The following is a 16,151-nucleotide window of genomic DNA, read 5'->3' on the forward strand; positions in this document are numbered from 1 at the left end:
GCCTCGTGTCCCGAGGCGCGGCGCGGCCCGCGGCTGGACGAGAGGCCCGAGGCGCGCGGCTCCTCGCCCTTCTTTCGCCGGGGCGAGGACGAGGAGGGCGCTCCTCGCGAGGAGGAGGAGGAGCCCACCTCCGAGAGAGAGCGGGAGCTGCTGGCCCTGCAGGCCCAGACGGCGGAGACGGAGGGGTTCGATTCCGGGAGGGAGGCACGCGAGCTCCTGGCACTGAGGGCCGGGATGCAGGGGGTGGCACCGGGGCGGTGGGCGGAAATTGCGGAGGGGAGAGAGGGCAGCGGCGACGCGGGGGCGGAGGATGCCGCGGCGCAAGAGGTGGAGGAGGGCGCGGCGTACTTCGAGCAGCTGCTCGGGGAGGACGGGCCGGCATCGCCTCCGCGCCCGCGGGAGGAGACGGACAGCGTCCCGCGCCCGTGGGAGGAGGGCGCTTCGGACGATGTGGACGAGGTCCCTTCGCTCCTCACGGAGATGGCGGAGGCACGCCGGCGTGAAGAGGAGGCCGAGCGGCTTGCAGCGGCGCGCCAGGGTGAAGTGGAGGCGCGGGCCACTCGCCACGCGCGTGCCCTGCATGTGGACACGGACGGCGCGCCCCATCCACGGCAGTGGATGCAGCAGCTGCTCGAGCGCGGCGTGAGGGACGGCGCGCTGCGCGAGGCGCCCCTCGGGGTGCTGGTGTCGGTGGCCTGGGGCGCGCTCGCCCTCTTCGCGCAGCGCGCGCTGCACGAGTCGGTGGATGCGGACGAAGCGGGTGTCGCTGCCGAGGCCGTGTGGGCGGCCATTCGCCGCGAGGTGCCCGCGCCGGCACCGTCCCCTGGCCCGGCACCGGGACGCCCGCAGGATGACTCCTCCGATGCACCGGACGCTCCGCCAGAGGAGGACGCGGCGCCCGGTGGCTCGGGTCGCTCAGGCGGGGCGACTGCGGCCGGCACTCGCGAGGAGCTCCCCGCGCACCCCGGGCCCCTGCTCCGAAAGCGGGCGGATGCGCCTGCGGGGCGGGAGGCGAGTGAGGCGGGCGGGGGAGCCGATGCTCCTGAATCGCGCAGCGCGGTGAACGCTGCCTTCGTCCCGCGGACCTCCGGCTGTCCGCGACCCGACCGCCCCACCACGCGCGCGTTGACCGGCGCAGCACCCCGGTGTGGCAATCCCCGCCATGCGCCCCTGCCCGCCGCTGCCGCTGCTGCCGCTCGCGAGGCGCAGGGGCGAGGTGCGCCCGTGCGGATGGCGGCTGCCGGCGCTCGCGCTCGCCGTCCTCCTGGCGGCCGCGACGGGCTGTCGGCGCGAGCCGCCCTCCGGCGGCGAGGCGGGGGCGCCCGGCCGGGTGCGGCTCGTCTTCAAGCACCAGCCGCTGTGGGGGGACCCCGCGCCCTTCCGTGCCCTGCTGGACTCCTTCCGCCGCGCACACCCCGAGGTGGAGCTGGTCACCGAGGCGCTGCCCAACGCCTCGGACCTCGCGCACCAGTACTTCCTCACCGCGCTGGAGGGGCGCGCGCAGGACTTCGACGTGCTCGTGGCAGACGTGGTCTGGGTGCCCGAGTTCGCGCGCGCCGGGTGGATCGCCGACCTCTCGGACGCCTTCCCACCCGAGCGCCTGCGCGCCGACTTCCTGCCCGGCCCCGCCGAGGCGGTGCTCGTGCAGGGGCGCACCTACGCGGTGCCCTGGTACCTGGACGTGGGGGTGCTCTACTACCGCACCGACCTGGTGCCGCGCGCGCCGCGCACCTACGCGGAGCTGGAGCGCTTCACCCGCGAGGCGCTCGCCCACGGCCCTCCCGGCTTGCAGGGCTACCTGTGGCAGGGCCGCCAGTACGAGGGCCTCAACTGCAACGTGTACGAGGCCCTCTGGGGCCACGGCGGCGAGGCGGTGGCGCCGGACGGCCGCGTCCTGCTCGACACCCCCGAGGCCCTCGCCGCGCTCGGCTACCTGCGCGGCCTCATCACCTCGGGTGTCTCGCCCGGCAGCGTGACGGCCGCGGGCGAGGAGGAGGCGCGCCGCGTCTTCCAGGACGGGCGCGCCGTCTTCATGCGCAACTGGCCCTACGCCTGGGCGGAAGCGCAGGCCCCCGGCAGCCCCATCCGCGGCCGCGTGGGACTCAGCACCCTGCCCACGGAGGACGGGCGCCCCGGCGCCGGTGCGCTCGGAGGCTGGCAGCTCGCGCTCAACGCCCACAGCCCCCCGGAGCGCCGCCGCGCCGCCGAGCAGCTCATCGCGCACCTCACCTCGCTCGAGGCCAACGTGCAGCTCGCCCTGCACTACGGACGCAACCCGCCGCGCCGCGCCGCCTACGACGACGCGCGCCTGCGCGCCCAGGTGCCCTTCATCGCCCAGCTGCGCACCATGGCGGAGGCCGCGCGCCCCCGCCCCGTCACCCCCTACTACGCGCTGCTCTCGGACGTGCTGCAGGGCGAGTTCAGCGCCGCCGTGTCCGGCCTGCGCCCGCCGGAGGAGGCCCTCTCGCGGGCCCAGGCGCGCGTGGACCACCTGATGGGGAGGGACCGGTGAGCGGCCGCCCCAGCGCCTTCGCGCGCGAGCGGCGCCAGGCGCTCGTGCTCGTGGCGCCCGCCGTGGCGGTGCTCGCGCTGGTGGCGCTCTACCCGCTCGCGGCCGCGCTGCTGCTCAGCCTGCAGCGCGTGGTGCTGGTGTTCGGCGAGCGCGAGTTCATCGGGCTGGGCAACTACCGCTTCCTCCTGCACGACGCGCGCTTCTGGAGCGCCCTGGGCAACACCGCCTACTTCACCTTCGTGGCGGTGGGGCTGGAGCTGCTGCTCGCGGTGCCGCTCGCGCTGCTGCTGCACGCGCGCTTTCGCGGCCGCGGGCTCCTGCGCGCCGGCGTCCTCATCCCCTGGGCCATCCCCACCGTGGTGAGCGCGCGGCTGTGGGCCTGGCTCTTCAACGCGGACTACGGCCTGGTCAACGCGCTGCTGCCGGGCCCCCCGCTCAACTGGCTCGGCAGCCCCCGGCTCGCGCTGCACGCGGCCATCCTCGTGGACGTGTGGAAGACCACCCCCTTCGTCGCGCTGCTGCTGCTCGCCGGCCTGCAGGGCATCCCCGAGGAGCTGTACCGGGCGGCGCGCGTGGACGGGGCGGGAGCCTGGCGCACCTTCCGCTCCATCACCCTGCCGCTGCTGCGCCCGGCGCTCGCGCTCGCGCTGCTCTTTCGCGCGCTCGATGCCTTCCGCGTCTTCGACGCCCTCTACGTCCTCACCGAGGGAGGCCCCGCCAACAGCACCGAGACCCTCAGCCTCTACGCGTACAAGACGCTGATGCGCTCGGGGGACTTCGGCTACGGCTCCACGCTCGCGGTGGCCACCTTCCTGTGCGTCGCGGCGCTCGCGCTGGTGCTGGTGCGGCTGGTGGGAAGGGAGCGCACCGCGTGAGGCGCCCGGCGCCAGCAGGCGAGGGCCCGGGGCTCGCGCGCGCGCTCGCGTGCGCGGCCTTCCTCGCCTTCTTCCTCGGCCCCTTCGCCTGGCAGCTGCTCACCAGCCTGCGCCCGGAGGACGAGCTCACCCGCGCAGGGCTCCCCACCCACCTCACGCTCGCGTCCTACGCGAGCGTGCTCGCGGGCGGCGCCTTCCTCAGGGCGGTGGCCAACTCGCTCCTGCTCGCGGCGGCCACCACCGCGTTCTGCCTCGCGGTGGGCGCGAGCGCGGCCTTCGCGCTGGCGAAGCTGCGCTTTCCGGGCAGCGGGCTGCTGCTCGCGCTCGCGCTGGGGGTGTCCATGTTCCCGCCCATCGCCACGGTGAGCCCGCTCTACCTGCTCCTGCGCGCGGTGGGGCTGCGCGACCGGCTGCTGGGCCTCGTGCTGCCCTACGCCACCTTCGCGCTGCCGCTCACGCTGTGGCTGCTCACGTCGTTCTTCCGCGAGCTGCCGGACGCGCTCTACCGCGCGGCGCGGGTGGACGGGTGCACGCCCTTCGGCGCCTTCTGGCGGGTGCTGCTGCCGCTCGCCGCGCCGGGGCTCGCCACCACCGGGCTGCTCGTCTTCATCTTCTGCTGGAACGAGTTCCTCTACGCCCTCACCTTCCTCAGCTCCCCGGAGCGGCGCACGGTGCCGGTGGCCCTGAGCCTCTTCGCCGGCGAGCACGTGGAGCCCTGGGGCGAGGTGGCGGCCGCGAGCCTCGTGGCCACGCTGCCGCTCGCGGTGCTCACCCTCCTCTTCCAAAGGCGCATCGTGTCCGGGCTCACCTCGGGCGCGGTGAAGGAGTAGCGGCACGTGGCGCGCGTGGAGCTCATCGGCGTGGGCAAGGTGTACGAGGGTGCGGGCTCGCGCGGTGGCGCCGCGGCCGTCTCGGACGTGAGCCTGGACGTGGCGCACGGGGAGTTCGTCTGCCTCGTGGGGCCCAGCGGCTGCGGCAAGAGCACCACGCTGAACCTGGTGGCGGGGCTCGAGCGCCCCAGCAGCGGCGAGCTGCGCATCGACGGGGAGCGCGTGAACGAGCAGAGCCCGCGCGAGCGCGACGTGGCGATGGTGTTCCAGAGCTACGCCCTCTACCCGCACCGCACGGTGGAGGGAAACCTCGCCTTCCCGCTCGAGGTGGCGGGGCTGCCGCGCGAGGAGATCCGCCGGCGCGTGGGAGAGGCCGCCGAGCGCCTCGGGCTCACGGCGCTGCTCGCGCGCAGGCCGAAGGAGCTCTCCGGCGGCCAGCGCCAGCGCGTGGCGCTGGGGCGCGCGCTGGTGCGAAGGCCCCGGGTGTTCCTCTTCGACGAGCCCCTGAGCAACCTGGACGCGGCCCTGCGCACCCAGGTGCGCGGCGAGCTCAAGGCCCTGCACCGCAGCCTCGGGGCCACCTTCCTCTACGTGACGCACGACCAGGCGGAGGCGATGACGCTCGCGGACCGGGTGGTGGTGATGAGCGCGGGGCGCGTGCAGCAGGTGGCCCCGCCGCGCGAGCTCTACGCCGCGCCCGCCAACACCTTCGTCGCGGGCTTCTTCGGCAGCCCCCGCATCAACCTGGTGCGCCCCGGGACGCTGGGGCAGGGGCCCGGAGCCTGGACCCTGGGCGTGCGCCCCGAGGCCCTGGAGGTGGGCGCGGGAGCGGCGCCGCCCGGGGGCGCGCTCGCGGCGCGCGTGTACCTGGTGGAGCCGCTGGGCGCGGAGGCCTGGGTGACGGTGGAGCGCACCGAGGGAGGGCACACCGAGCGGCTCACGGCGCGCGCCGCGTCCGACTTCGACGCCCCGCCGGGCGCGCCCGCGTGGGTGCGGCTGCGGCCCGGGGCGCTCCTGCACCGCTTCGACGCCGCGACGGGGGCCCGGGTCGACCGGGCTCCCGACCGGGCTCCCTGACGGCAGGCGGGGCGGCGAGCGGCGCGTGACCTCACCTGCTCGCGGAGCAGGCGGAGGGCGCGCGGCCTGCGCCGGGCAGGTCCATTGCGGCTCCGCCGCCCGCATGCCCACCATTCCCGGGCGGGCCAGACGCGGGGAGGCACACCCATGGCGAGGGCTGCAGGGCCGGCAGCTGCCCGGACAGAGCCGAGTGCGCCCCGGGGGCGGCGCCCCCCTCTCGCCTTGCTGCCGGCACTGCTGGTGCTGCTGCTCGCGGGCGGCGCCGCCTGCACCCAGCCCCCGCCCGCGCCCATGCGGCTGGGCACGGTGATGTGGCCGGGCCACGAGCCGCTCTTCCTCGCGCGCGAGAGCGGGCAGCTGCCGGACGCGCAGGTGCGCCTGGTGGAGTACAGCTCGCTCTCCGAGGTGAACCGCGCCTTTCGCAACGGGGCGCTGGATGCGGCCGGCCTCACCCTGGACATGGCGCTCGCGCTCGCGCAGCAGGGCTTCGAGCCGCGGGTGGTGCTGGTGATGGACATCTCGCAGGGCGCGGACGCGCTGCTCGCGCGCCCGGAGGTGGCGCAGGTGCGCGCGCTGCGCGGCCGGCGCGTGGGGGTGGAGGAGTCCGGGGTGAGCGGGTACGTGCTGGGGCGCGCGCTGGAGCGGGCGGGGCTCGCGGCGTCGGACGTGCAGGTGGTGTGGACGCCCGTGGAGCAGCAGGTGCGCGCCTACCGCGAGGGGGCGCTGGACGCGGTGGTGAGCTTCGAGCCGGTGGTGGGGCAGCTGATGGCGGCCGGCGCGCGCCGCCTCTTCGACAGCAGCGAGCTGCCGGGCGAGGTGCAGGACGTGCTGGTGGTGCGCCGCGCGTACCTGGACGCGCACCCGGCCGAGGTGGCGGCGCTGCTGGATGCCTGGTTCGCCGCGGCGGACACGGTGCAGGCGCGCCCCCAGGCGGCGAGCCTCGAGCTCAGCCCGCGGCTGGGGATGAGCGCGGAGGAGTTCCGCAGGGTGTGCACGCAGCTGCACTTCCCCTCGCGCGAGGAGAACCTCGCGCTGCTCGGCGGCGAGCGCCCGGGCATCGTGCCCATCGCGCGGCGCATGTACGAGGTGCTCCTGCGGCTGGGGCTGGTGCGCGGCGCCTGGCCCGAGGCCCCGCTCGCGGACGCGCGCGCGCTGCAGGGCGGCGCGCCGCGGCAGGTGGCGGCGGCGGGCCCGGGGGCGCCGTGGGGGCGCTGAGCCGAGGGGCCTCGGGCCCGGGGACGCCGGAGCGGGCGCTGGAGGGGGCTCGGGAGGGCCGGGCGCCGGCGCGCTCCGGCCGGCCGTGGCGCGGGCTGCTGCCGCCCCTGCGCTACGCGGTGCCGCTCGCGCTGCTCTTCTTCGGCGGGCTGGTGGGGCTCTACGACTACGTGCGCAGCGCGCGCACGGCCGAGCGCCAGGTGGAGCAGATGGCGCGCGAGGACCTCGGCCACCGGATGGCGGACCTGCAGAGCCACCTCGAGTTCCTGCTGCGCGCGGGCGAGACGGAGCGGGTGCGCGAGGAGGTGGCGCGGCTGGGGGCGGACGTGAACCTGGAGCGCGGCCTGCTGGTGGACGACGCGGGCCGGGTGGTGGCCGCCACGCGGCGCGAGCTGGTGGGGCGCGAGGCGGCGGGGCTCGAGCCGCCGCTGCCCGCCGCGGCGCGGGGGGTGACGGACGGGGTGCGCCAGCGGCTGGGCGGGCAGGTGCAGGAGGTGGAGGGGGGAGGCGCGCTGGTGGGCGCCTTCCCGGTGGTGTGGGGCGGGCGCGCGACGGAGCTGTGGCCGGACCGGGTGGGGCTCCTGGTGATGGAGCTGGACCTCACCCGGCAGCGGGCCGTGGCGCTGCGCTCCGTGCAGATGCGGGTGCTCGAGCGCATGGCGCTGCTCGCGCTGCTCGCCTTCGCGCTCTGGCTCATGTTCCACGTGTCGCTCGGGCGGCGGGTGCAGAGCCTGGTGGGGGCGGCGCGGCGGCTCGCGGCGGGGGAGGGCAGCGCGCGCGCGGACGTGGGCGGCAGCGACGAGCTGGCGCGGGTGGGCGAGGCCTTCGACGAGATGGCGGAGCAGGTGCAGGAGGCGCGCGAGCGGCTGGAGGCGAGCGAGGAGCGCACCCGGCTCTTGCTGGACGCGACGGCGGAGGGGCTGGTGGGGCTGGACCTGGAGGGCCGCTGCACCTTCTGCAACGCGGCGGCGGTGCGGCTGCTGGGCGCCGCGACCGAGGGGCCGGAGGCGCTCATCGGCCAGGACCTGGAGCACTTCCGCCCGCACTTCCGCCCGGACGGGAGCCTCTTGCCGCGCGAGGAGAGCGAGCTGGTGCAGGAGCTGCGCACGCGCCGCCCGGTGCACGTGGAGGGGCAGGCGCTGCGGCGCGCGGACGGCAGCGCGCTGCCGGTGGAGCTGTGGAGCCACCCGGTGCTGCGCGGCGGGGAGCTGGTGGGGCGGGTGGTGAGCTTCGTGGACATCAGCGAGCGCAAGCGGGCGGAGGACGCGCGCGCCTTCCTCCTGGAGGCGAGCGCGCAGCTGGCGGAGCTGACGGACGAGGCGCAGGCGTACGCGCGGGTGGCGCGGCTCGCGGTGCCGCAGCTCGCCGAGTGGTGCGTCGTGGACACGGTGGACGAGGAGGGGCGGCCGGTGCGCCGCGCGGCAGCGCACGCGGACGCGCGGCGCGAGGAGCTGCTGCGGACGCTGGGCGAGCGCTACCCGCCGGGCTGGGACAGCCCCAGCCCCACCGCGCACGTGCTGATGACGGGGCGCCCCCTGCGGGTGAACAGCGCGGAGCTCCTGCAGGCCTACAGCCCGGACGCGGGCCACGCCGAGCTGCTGCGCGGGCTGGGGGCGCGCGTGGCGCTCGCGCTGCCCCTGCAGGTGCGCGGGCAGACGCTGGGGGTGCTGATGCTCGTGCACGGGGGGCCGGGCTTTCGCTACGGGCCGCACGAGGTGGCGCTCGCCGAGGAGCTCGCGCGCCGCGCCGCGGTGGCGCTGGACAACGCGCGGCTCTACCGCCAGGCGCAGGAGGCGGTGCGGCTGCGCGAGGAGTTCCTCAGCGTGGCGAGCCACGAGCTGCACACGCCGCTCACCCCGCTGCAGCTGCAGCTGCAGGTGCTGCAGCGCGCGCTCGCGGCCCGCAGCGCGCCCGAGGCGCTCGCGCCCAAGATGCAGAAGGCGGTGGGGCAGGTGCGGCGGCTGAGCCGGCTGGTGGACGACCTGCTGGACGTCTCGCGCATCGTGGCGGGGAGGCTCCCGCTGCAGCCCGAGGAGGTGGACCTGCGGCAGCTCACGGACGAGGTGGTGGAGCGCTTCGCCGACCAGGCCGCGCAGGCGGGCTCGAGCGTGCGGGTGCGGGAGGAGGACGGCGCTCCGGGGGGGCCGGTCATCGGGCGCTGGGACCGGCTGCGGCTGGAGCAGGTGCTCACCAACCTGCTCACCAACGCGCTGAAGTACGGGGCGGGGCGGCCGGTGGAGATCGAGCTGGGGCGGGGGCCGGAGGGCGGGGCGCTGTGGCGCATCCGCGACCGGGGCATCGGCATTGCGCCCGAGGCGCTCTCGCGCATCTTCGGGCGCTTCGAGCGCGCGGTGAGCGCGCGCGCGTACGGGGGGCTGGGCCTGGGGCTGTACATCTCGCAGCAGATCGTGCGCGCACACGGCGGGCGCATCGAGGTGGAGAGCCGGCCCGGGGAGGGCTCCACCTTCACCGCGTACCTGCCGCTGGAGGGCGCACCCGCGCAGCCGGCCCTGGCGCCGGGGACCTCGGGCGCCTCAGGGGCGGCGCGCGGCGGGGGGGAGGAGGCGGCGGCGCTTCCCGGGGCGCCGGGCTGAGGGGTAGAACCGGGGGCGAGAGAGAGCAGGCGCGGCGGGGCAGGGCGTGTACCCGTCTTCCAACAGGGGTCTCCGCATGGAAGTGAAGGGCGTGGCGTTCCTCGCGCGGCAGGCGATGGCGGAGGCGACGTACGGGGTGGAGGCGTGGCGCCGCTTCCTCGCGGACTTCGCGAAGCAGGAGCCGCTGTTCCAGCAGCCGATCCTCCCGGTGACGCGGCTGCCGGTGCAGCCCTTCCTCGCGCTCAACGACGCGCTGGTGCGCACCTTCCACAGCGGCAACGTGGAGCAGGGCTACTGGCAGTTCGGCGAGACGAGCGGGCACTACGCGCTGCGCCAGGGGCAGCTGCGCGGGATGTTCGAGCCGGGCGAGTTCCGGCGCTTCCTGCAGTTCACCCCCTTCATCTGGAAGGGCTACTTCACCGAGGGCGAGCTGCAGGTGCTGCCCAGCCCCGAGGCGACGGAGCTGCGCATCGTGGGGGTGCCCTTCCACCACGTGTACTTCGAGTACTCGGTGATGGGCTTCGCGAAGGGCGGGCTCGAGGTGCTCGGGGCGCAGGTGGAGGTGCAGCCCCTGCAGGGCTACAGCCGCGGCGACGACGGCGTGGCGTACCGCTTCCGCGCCACCCCTGCGCCCGGGGCAAGAGGGCCGGGGTGACTTCGACCTCGCGCGCCCTTCAGGCGCGGATCGGACTGGCGTCGGCCTTCGCCGTCACGGTGTCGTTGATCTTGCTCGCGCTCTGGAGCTTCGGCCATCCGGACCCCTGCACGGCGCTGCAGCCGCACTGTGATTCCGAGTTCGCCGACGACCCCACGTTCCGCGCCTTGAGCCTGGGGATGTGCGTCGTCGCGGGGCTCGTCAGTGGCGCGGTCTCCTGGGCCGCCAGTGGCTTCGTGCTCGCGGCGCTCCGGATCGCGAGGCGCGGAGCGACAGACGGCCAGCGACGCTGACGCAGACTCAGAGCGTGAACGGGAAGCGGATCTGCGGCCCCTGCACGCGGTGCACGGGGAAGGTCCAGCCGGAGACCGCGCCCTCGATGCAGGTGGCGAGCGGGGTGCCCTGCAGCTCCTCGGTCTCGGTGGAGACGTCGGCGGTGGTGCCACTGGGGAGCACGCTGAAGCGCACCACGAGGCGGCCGGTGAGGTCGGGCTGCAGCTTGCGCTGGGCGTCCACGCAGGCCTTCACCTGGGCGCGGTGGGCGAGCACCGTCTCCATGATGTCCGCCTGGCCGAGCGTCTCGCGCAGCTCGGCGCCGCCGCCAGGGGGCGGGGGTACGTAGGCGGTGGGCACGGCGGCGGGAGCGGGGGCCGCCTCGGCGGCGGCCTTCGCGCTGGCGCCCGAGCGCGCGGCGGCGTCGTCGGCAGGGCCGGTGGACGTGCCCGAGGACGCGCCGGCAGCGGCTCCGGATGCAGTGGCAGCGGTGCGCGGCGGCACCTCGCCGTCGAGCTCGCGCTCGAACTCCTCGTCGGGGCCGGGGGTGGCGGCGGCGGCCTGCGGGGCGGCGCCGTCCGACTCGTCCTCGAAGGTCACCTCGCCGGAGTCGGTGGTGGCGCTGGAGCCCGCAGCGCGCGCTGCGGAGGCGCTGCCCGGGAGGGCGCGAGCACTGGCCGCCTGCGTCTCGCCTGCGGAGGCCGCACCGGCTTGCGCCTGGTGCGTGGAGCCCGCAGCTCCCTGGGCACTGCGCGCGGAGGCCGCGGCGCTGCGCGTGGCGGCGTCGGAGCCCTGCGCCTCGCGAGCCCCGGCTGCGCCCGCCGATGCATCGCGAACCCCTGCCGGGCCGCCCTGTGCGGCGCGAGCGTTGGCCGAGCCACTCTGCGGGTCGCGGGCACCTGCCGGAGCGAGCTTCGCGTCGCGGGAGCCTGCGGAGCCCGCCGGCGCATTGCGCGCGGACGGCGCGGCGCCCGGACCTGCGAGGGGGGCCTGCGGAGCCGACGCGCCCTTCGCGCCACCGGCGCGGGCGCCGCTGCCCTGCGCCTCGGCGCCCGGAGCCGCAGCGGCCTGCGCGCTGCGGGCGGACTGCGCACCCTCACCCTGCTGCGGCGGAGCGCTCGCCACCGCGGCGCCCTGTGCGGTGGGCACGGCGGCGGCCCGCGCGGGCGCCTCCGCGTGCTCGCGGCTGCGCAGCAGGGCGAAGCCGAGCAGGGCGCAGGTGATGACGAGCGCGGTCATCGCGGCGCCGAGCAGCGCGGCGCCCACCACGCCGGTGCCGCGGCGGGCGGCGGGCGCCTCCGGGGCGACGGGCGCGGGGGGCACGTAGGTATGGAGGGCCGCGGCGCGTGCCTCCTGCAGGCGGGCGAGGGCCTCGCTGCGGGCGAGCGCCTCGTCGCGGGCGTGCAGCTCCTCGTCCGCGAGCAGCGAGCGCAGGGCGCTGCTCGCCACCGGCTGGTAGGCGGGCTTCGCGGGGGCCGCGGGCGGCGCGCTGAGGCTGCTGGCCACCTGCGAGAGGCTGAGGCGCGGCACGGGCGGGGCGAGCGCGCCGGCGAGCCGCAGCACGCGCGCGAGCGGCACCCAGCGCGCCATCCCGCCGCTCCAGCACGGGGTGTCGGGGCCCACCTCGCCCGCCTCCCAGCGCTCGCGCAGGGTCTGCAGCGTGAGCGGGCCCTGGGGGCTGCCCGCGGGGGCGACGTACCAGGTGTCCAGCGGATCGAGGGCGTCAGCCTCGAGCGCCTCCTCGTCCCCGTCCAGAGGGCCCACGGGCCCCACGGGCCCTGAAGCCGCCTGGCGGATGGCGCCCGCGTGCAGGCGCTCGGGGCGCTGCGAGCCGCCGCGCGCCGCGTCCCACCCGGGCAGGGTGGCCGCCCACGCGGGCTCCGCGGACTCGAGCGCGCCGAGCGCCGCGTCCACCTCGGCGTCCTCGCCGAGCAGCGGCTCGAAGGCCGGAGCCCCGAGCTCGAGCTCGGGCAGCAGCGCGCCCGCGCTCTGGCGCAGCCGCGCGCCGGCGTCGTCGAGCGACTCGAAGTCCGCGCCCTCCGGCTCGGCGGAGGGCAGCTGCTGCACGCTCTCCTGCAGGAGGCTCGCGTAGGGGCGCGGGGCGCTCTGCAGCCCGGCCTCCACGGCGTCGAGCAGCGCGAGCGCGCCCTCCACGTCCTGCTCCGCCAGCAGCAGCTCGTGCCCAGCGTGCGGTGCGCCCGCGGCGTGGTGTCCGCTGCAGCCCGGGTACTCGCAGCAGGTGCCCTGCACGTCCGTCGTGTCCTCGCCCACGCTCGACCTCCCCCTCGCGACCTACGCCCCCAGCGGGCGCAGCGAGGGGAGAAGCTAGGGACGCGCGGCGTGGAAGAAAGGGGGCACGGGAGGGGAAGCGGAGTGCCCAGGGGTGTGCATCGACTTTCCCACGCACGGCATCCAGCGGCAGTGCGCGCGCTGCAGCCAAGGCGTGCGGCGCGGGCCGCCAGCGCCCGGTGCCGGACACTCGTCGCGCCCCGCGGACGCGGGTGCCCTGCGGTCCTACCCCGGCGCCTCCGGGCGGCCGTGTCCCGCCGGGGTGGACCTTTGCAGCGAGACACCCGCCGCGAGCCCGCTCCGCCCGGCGGGCAGCCGCGCGTCGGAGCCCCCGCCCGCTCCTGCGCGAGGCGCGGAGGGCAGGAGTGCGAGCGGCCGCGCCCGGCGGGTCCATTGCGCGGGTCTGGAGGCGCCTCCACCCTCGGGGGCGATGCCGCCGCTCTCTCCTGCCCAGCCCCTCCCCGAGCGCGAGGAGGAGGCCTCGCGCCTCGTGCGCCGCTGGCTCAAGGGGTACGCGGCGGGCATGGTGGCGCTCACCGCCTTCGACCTGCTGCGCGTCTTCGCGCTGGGCATCTCCACCGCGCAGCCGCTCGCGCTGGACGCGCTCGCGCTCGCGACCGGCGCGGCGGCGCTGCTGCTGCTGCGGCGCGGGGCGCTGAAGGCGGCGGTGGGCGTGTTCGGGGTGGGGCTGATGGTGGTGGTGGCGCTCTCGGCGGCGCTGTTCCCGGACCTGGACCTGGTGGCGCTGCTGCTCGTGCCGCCGGCGCTGGTGGCGGAGCTGCTGCCCTACTACCGGCGCGGCGCGCGCGTGGCCTTCACGCTCAGCGCCTTCGTGCTCCAGGTGTACGTGGCGCTGCAGCTCGTGCGACACGTGCCGCTGGGCGTCGTCCTGCCCGAGGAGCGCATCATCTTCGTGCTGCTGGTGGCGCTGGGCGCGGGGATGCTGCTCGCGGTGCTGCCGCAGTACAGCGAGCGGCTGCGGGTGCGGCTCGAGCGGCTGCACCGCAGCGAGGAGCGCTTCCGCTGCCTCGCGGAGGCGGGCAGCCTGCTGGTGTGGCGCGCGGATGCGCGCGGGCGCATCCGGGTGGAGCCTGCGCGCTGGAGCGCGCTCACGGGGCTCGCGGCGCAGCCGGGGCGGGTGCGCCAGGCCATCCACCCCGAGGACCTGCCCGAGCTGCGCCGCGCGTGGCTGCGCACGGTGAGCACGCGCGGCAGCGTGCCCTTCCGCCAGGAGTTCCGGCTGCGGCTGGCGGACGGCAGCTGGCGCTGGGTGCACAACCGCGCGCAGGCGGTGGGCGAGGCGGGCGGCGGGGTGCGCGAGTGGGTGGGCGTGATGATGGACATCGAGGACCGCAAGGCGGCGGAGGGCCGGCTGCGCTTCCTCGTGGCCGCGAGCGCGCGGCTCGCCGAGGCGAGCGACGGGGAGGACCTCGAAGGGCGCGCGGTGGAGCTCGCGGCGGAGGGGCTCGCGGAGGGGGCCTGCCTCGAGGTGTGGGCGGAGGACGGCGCCGCCCCGCCCCACGTGCGCTGCGCCGGGGCTCACCCGCAGGCGCTCGCGTCGGTGCTGCGCGAGCGCGCGGGCGGCCGCGGCGGGGGCGCTGGGCCACCCGGCGACGCGGGCGAGCCCGGCTACCTCGGGGACCTGCCCTACCTCGCGCTCCCGCTCGCGGTGGGCGGGCGCGGCCTGGGCGTGCTGCACCTGGTGCGGGGGCGGCCCGCGCAGGCCTTCACGCCGGACGCGCTGGAGCTCGCGCGCGAGTTCGCCTACCGCGTGGCGCTCGCGCTGGACGCGGCGCAGCTGCGCGAGCGCCTGGAGGCGAGCGTGCAGCTGCGCGACGAGTTCCTGCAGGTGGCGGCGCACGAGCTGCGCACGCCGCTCACGCCCCTGCGCCTGCACCTGGCGAGCTGGCGGCGCCACCACCCGGAGCTGAACGTGGAGCCCCTGGAGCGGCAGGTGCGCCACCTCAACGACCTGGTGGAGGCGATGCTGGACCTGAGCCGGGTGCGCGGCGGGCAGCTGGTGCCGCACCTGGAGCCGGTGGACCTGGCGGCGCTGGTGCGCGCCACCGCCGCGCGCTTCCTGCAGGCGGAGGTGGGCGGGCGGCGCAGCCCCTCGGAGGTGCGGCTGCAGCTGCCCGAGCGGCTGCAGGCGGTGTCCGACCCCGGGCGGCTCGGGCAGGTGCTGCGCCACCTGCTCTCCAACGCCATCAAGTACGGCGAGGCGCGCCCGGTGCACGTGCGGCTCGCCGCGGAGGGACCGGACGCGGTGCTGCAGGTGCAGGACGAGGGGATGGGCATCCCGCCCGAGCGCCAGGCGCGCATCTTCGAGGCCTTCGAGCGCGCGGTGCCGGTGGAGCACTTCGGCGGGCTGGGGCTGGGGCTGTACCTCGCGCGCGAGACGGTGGGGGCGCTGGGCGGCAGCATCGCGGTGCAGTCGGAGCCGGGCCGCGGCGCGCTCTTCACCGTGCGCCTGCCGCTCGCGGGCCCGCCGGGTGTCGAGGCCGGGACGGGCGCTGCGCCCCCCGCCGAGCAGCCTCCGGCCGGGCAGCCCGAGGTCGTGTAGCCTCGACGGGGCCCGTCTCTCTCCCGTCCCGGAGGCTCCCCCCCATGAAGCGTTTGGCGAAGACCCTGGCGTGCGGCGCTGCGGCGCTCGCGCTGCTGCTGGTGCACGGCTGCGCGTCGCACCCGAAGGCCTCGCAGGCCTCCACCTCGAGCTACTTCGACAACACGGGCCGCGCGGACGTGCTGGGCGGCGGCGCGCGGCTCATCGAGATCCAGACGCCGAAGGGGCCCTTCAAGGTCTGGACGAAGCGCGTGGGCAACAACCCCACGGTGAAGCTGCTGCTGCTGCACGGGGGCCCGGGCGCGACGCACGAGTACTTCGAGGCCTTCGACAGCTTCCTGCCGGCGGCGGGCGTCGAGTACTACTACTACGACCAGCTCGGCTCGCATTACAGCGACCAGCCCGACGACGCGGCGCTCGCGCAGCTCCTGCCGGTGGACCGCTTCGTCGAGGAGGTGGAGCAGGTGCGCCAGGCGCTGGGGCTCACCCACGACAACTTCTTCCTCCTGGGCCACTCGTGGGGCGGCATCCTCGCGCTCGAGTACGCCCTGAAGTACCCGCAGCACCTCAAGGGGCTCATCATCTCCAACATGATGTCCAGCGCGCCCGCCTACGACGCGTACGCGAAGCAGGTGCTGATGCCGCAGATGGACCCGGCGGCGCTGAAGGAGATCCAGGCGCTGGAGGCGAAGAAGGACTACGCGAACCCGCGCTACGAAGAGCTGCTCATCCCGAACTACTACGTGCAGCACATCCTGCGCATGCCGCCCGAGCAGTGGCCCGACCCGGTGAAGCGCGCCTTCGCGCACATCAACACCAAGGTCTACATCCCCATGCAGGGCCCGAGCGAGATGGGCCTGAGCGGGCTGCTGGAGAATTGGGACCGCAGCCAGGACCTGAAGCGGCTCGCCATGCCCACCCTGGTCATCGGCGCCGAGCACGACACCATGGACCCCAAGCACATGGAGTGGATGGCGGGGCAGGTGAAGCGCGGGCGCTACCTGTACTGCCCGGACGGCAGCCACATGGCGATGTACGACGACCAGGACCGCTACGTGAAGGGGCTCATCGCCTTCCTCAAGGACGTCGACGCGGGGCGCCTCTAGCGTGGACGCGGAGAGCAAGGCGCTGGTGCTCGCGAGCGGGGGCGGCCTGCTGCTGCTCGGTGTTCGCGCGCTGTTCCGGCGCCTCTTCGGCCCGCCGCCCCCCGAGGACCCCACGGTGGGCGACGGCCACTTCGGCAACACGCCGGACGAGTGAGGCCCACG

General features: G+C 76.3%; 12 protein-coding genes. 11 read left to right on the top strand and 1 reads right to left on the bottom strand.

The annotated features are described in order from the left end of the window. Positions 1–1,147 precede the first annotated feature (1,147 nt). The 8 genes from FGE12_RS29585 to FGE12_RS29620 all read left to right on the top strand — a co-directional run bounded on the left by FGE12_RS29585 (position 1,148) and on the right by FGE12_RS29620 (position 10,051). A complete protein-coding gene (locus tag FGE12_RS29585; RefSeq protein WP_370459206.1) occupies positions 1,148–2,512 on the top strand; it encodes an ABC transporter substrate-binding protein in 1,365 nt (454 codons plus the stop codon). Then, entirely contained in the window at positions 2,509–3,387 is an 879-nt protein-coding gene (locus FGE12_RS29590) for a carbohydrate ABC transporter permease (protein ID WP_194798411.1), read from the top strand. The genes FGE12_RS29585 and FGE12_RS29590 overlap by 4 nt, the downstream gene beginning before the upstream one ends. Beyond that, on the top strand, positions 3,384–4,217 hold the full coding sequence (locus FGE12_RS29595; protein ID WP_194798412.1) for a carbohydrate ABC transporter permease: 834 nt from the start codon (positions 3,384–3,386) through the stop codon (positions 4,215–4,217). The genes FGE12_RS29590 and FGE12_RS29595 overlap by 4 nt, the downstream gene beginning before the upstream one ends. Before the next feature lie 6 nt (positions 4,218–4,223). Beyond that, positions 4,224–5,294 carry an ABC transporter ATP-binding protein gene (locus FGE12_RS29600; protein WP_370459207.1) on the top strand — a complete coding sequence of 357 codons (1,071 nt, stop codon included), beginning with the start codon at positions 4,224–4,226 and terminating at the stop codon, positions 5,292–5,294. A gap of 222 nt (positions 5,295–5,516) precedes the next feature. Further along, positions 5,517–6,509, top strand: coding sequence for an ABC transporter substrate-binding protein (locus FGE12_RS29605; RefSeq protein WP_194798413.1), 993 nt, complete (start codon positions 5,517–5,519; stop codon positions 6,507–6,509). After that, positions 6,497–9,103 (top strand): ATP-binding protein, encoded by a 2,607-nt coding sequence (locus FGE12_RS29610; protein ID WP_153870015.1) that lies wholly within the window; start codon positions 6,497–6,499, stop codon positions 9,101–9,103. The genes FGE12_RS29605 and FGE12_RS29610 overlap by 13 nt, the downstream gene beginning before the upstream one ends. Positions 9,104–9,179: 76 nt before the next feature. Beyond that, positions 9,180–9,758 carry a hypothetical protein gene (locus FGE12_RS29615; protein ID WP_153870016.1) on the top strand — a complete coding sequence of 193 codons (579 nt, stop codon included), beginning with the start codon at positions 9,180–9,182 and terminating at the stop codon, positions 9,756–9,758. Continuing rightward, positions 9,755–10,051 carry a hypothetical protein gene (locus tag FGE12_RS29620; RefSeq protein WP_153870017.1) on the top strand — a complete coding sequence of 99 codons (297 nt, stop codon included), beginning with the start codon at positions 9,755–9,757 and terminating at the stop codon, positions 10,049–10,051. The genes FGE12_RS29615 and FGE12_RS29620 overlap by 4 nt, the downstream gene beginning before the upstream one ends. Before the next feature lie 7 nt (positions 10,052–10,058). Here FGE12_RS29620 and FGE12_RS29625 read toward each other — a convergent pair whose 3' ends face one another. Next, positions 10,059–12,302: an AgmX/PglI C-terminal domain-containing protein gene (locus FGE12_RS29625; protein WP_153870018.1), complete on the bottom strand. Its 2,244-nt coding sequence runs from the start codon at positions 12,300–12,302 to the stop codon at positions 10,059–10,061. A gap of 448 nt (positions 12,303–12,750) precedes the next feature. On the opposite strand from FGE12_RS29625, the gene FGE12_RS29630 reads away from it, so the two are divergent. From FGE12_RS29630 to FGE12_RS29640, 3 genes are read left to right on the top strand one after another with little or no spacing between them, the layout of a single operon-like run. Next, entirely contained in the window at positions 12,751–14,883 is a 2,133-nt protein-coding gene (locus tag FGE12_RS29630; RefSeq protein ID WP_153870019.1) for a PAS domain-containing sensor histidine kinase, read from the top strand. A 44-nt stretch (positions 14,884–14,927) separates the two neighbouring features. Further along, positions 14,928–15,989 carry a proline iminopeptidase-family hydrolase gene (locus FGE12_RS29635; protein WP_153870020.1) on the top strand — a complete coding sequence of 354 codons (1,062 nt, stop codon included), beginning with the start codon at positions 14,928–14,930 and terminating at the stop codon, positions 15,987–15,989. Position 15,990: 1 nt separating this feature from the next. After that, complete coding sequence (locus FGE12_RS29640; RefSeq protein ID WP_153870021.1) at positions 15,991–16,143, top strand: hypothetical protein; 153 nt, start codon at positions 15,991–15,993, stop codon at positions 16,141–16,143. Positions 16,144–16,151 lie beyond the last annotated feature (8 nt).

Source organism: Aggregicoccus sp. 17bor-14 (assembly GCF_009659535.1).
Taxonomy (GTDB): Bacteria; Myxococcota; Myxococcia; order Myxococcales; family Myxococcaceae; genus Aggregicoccus.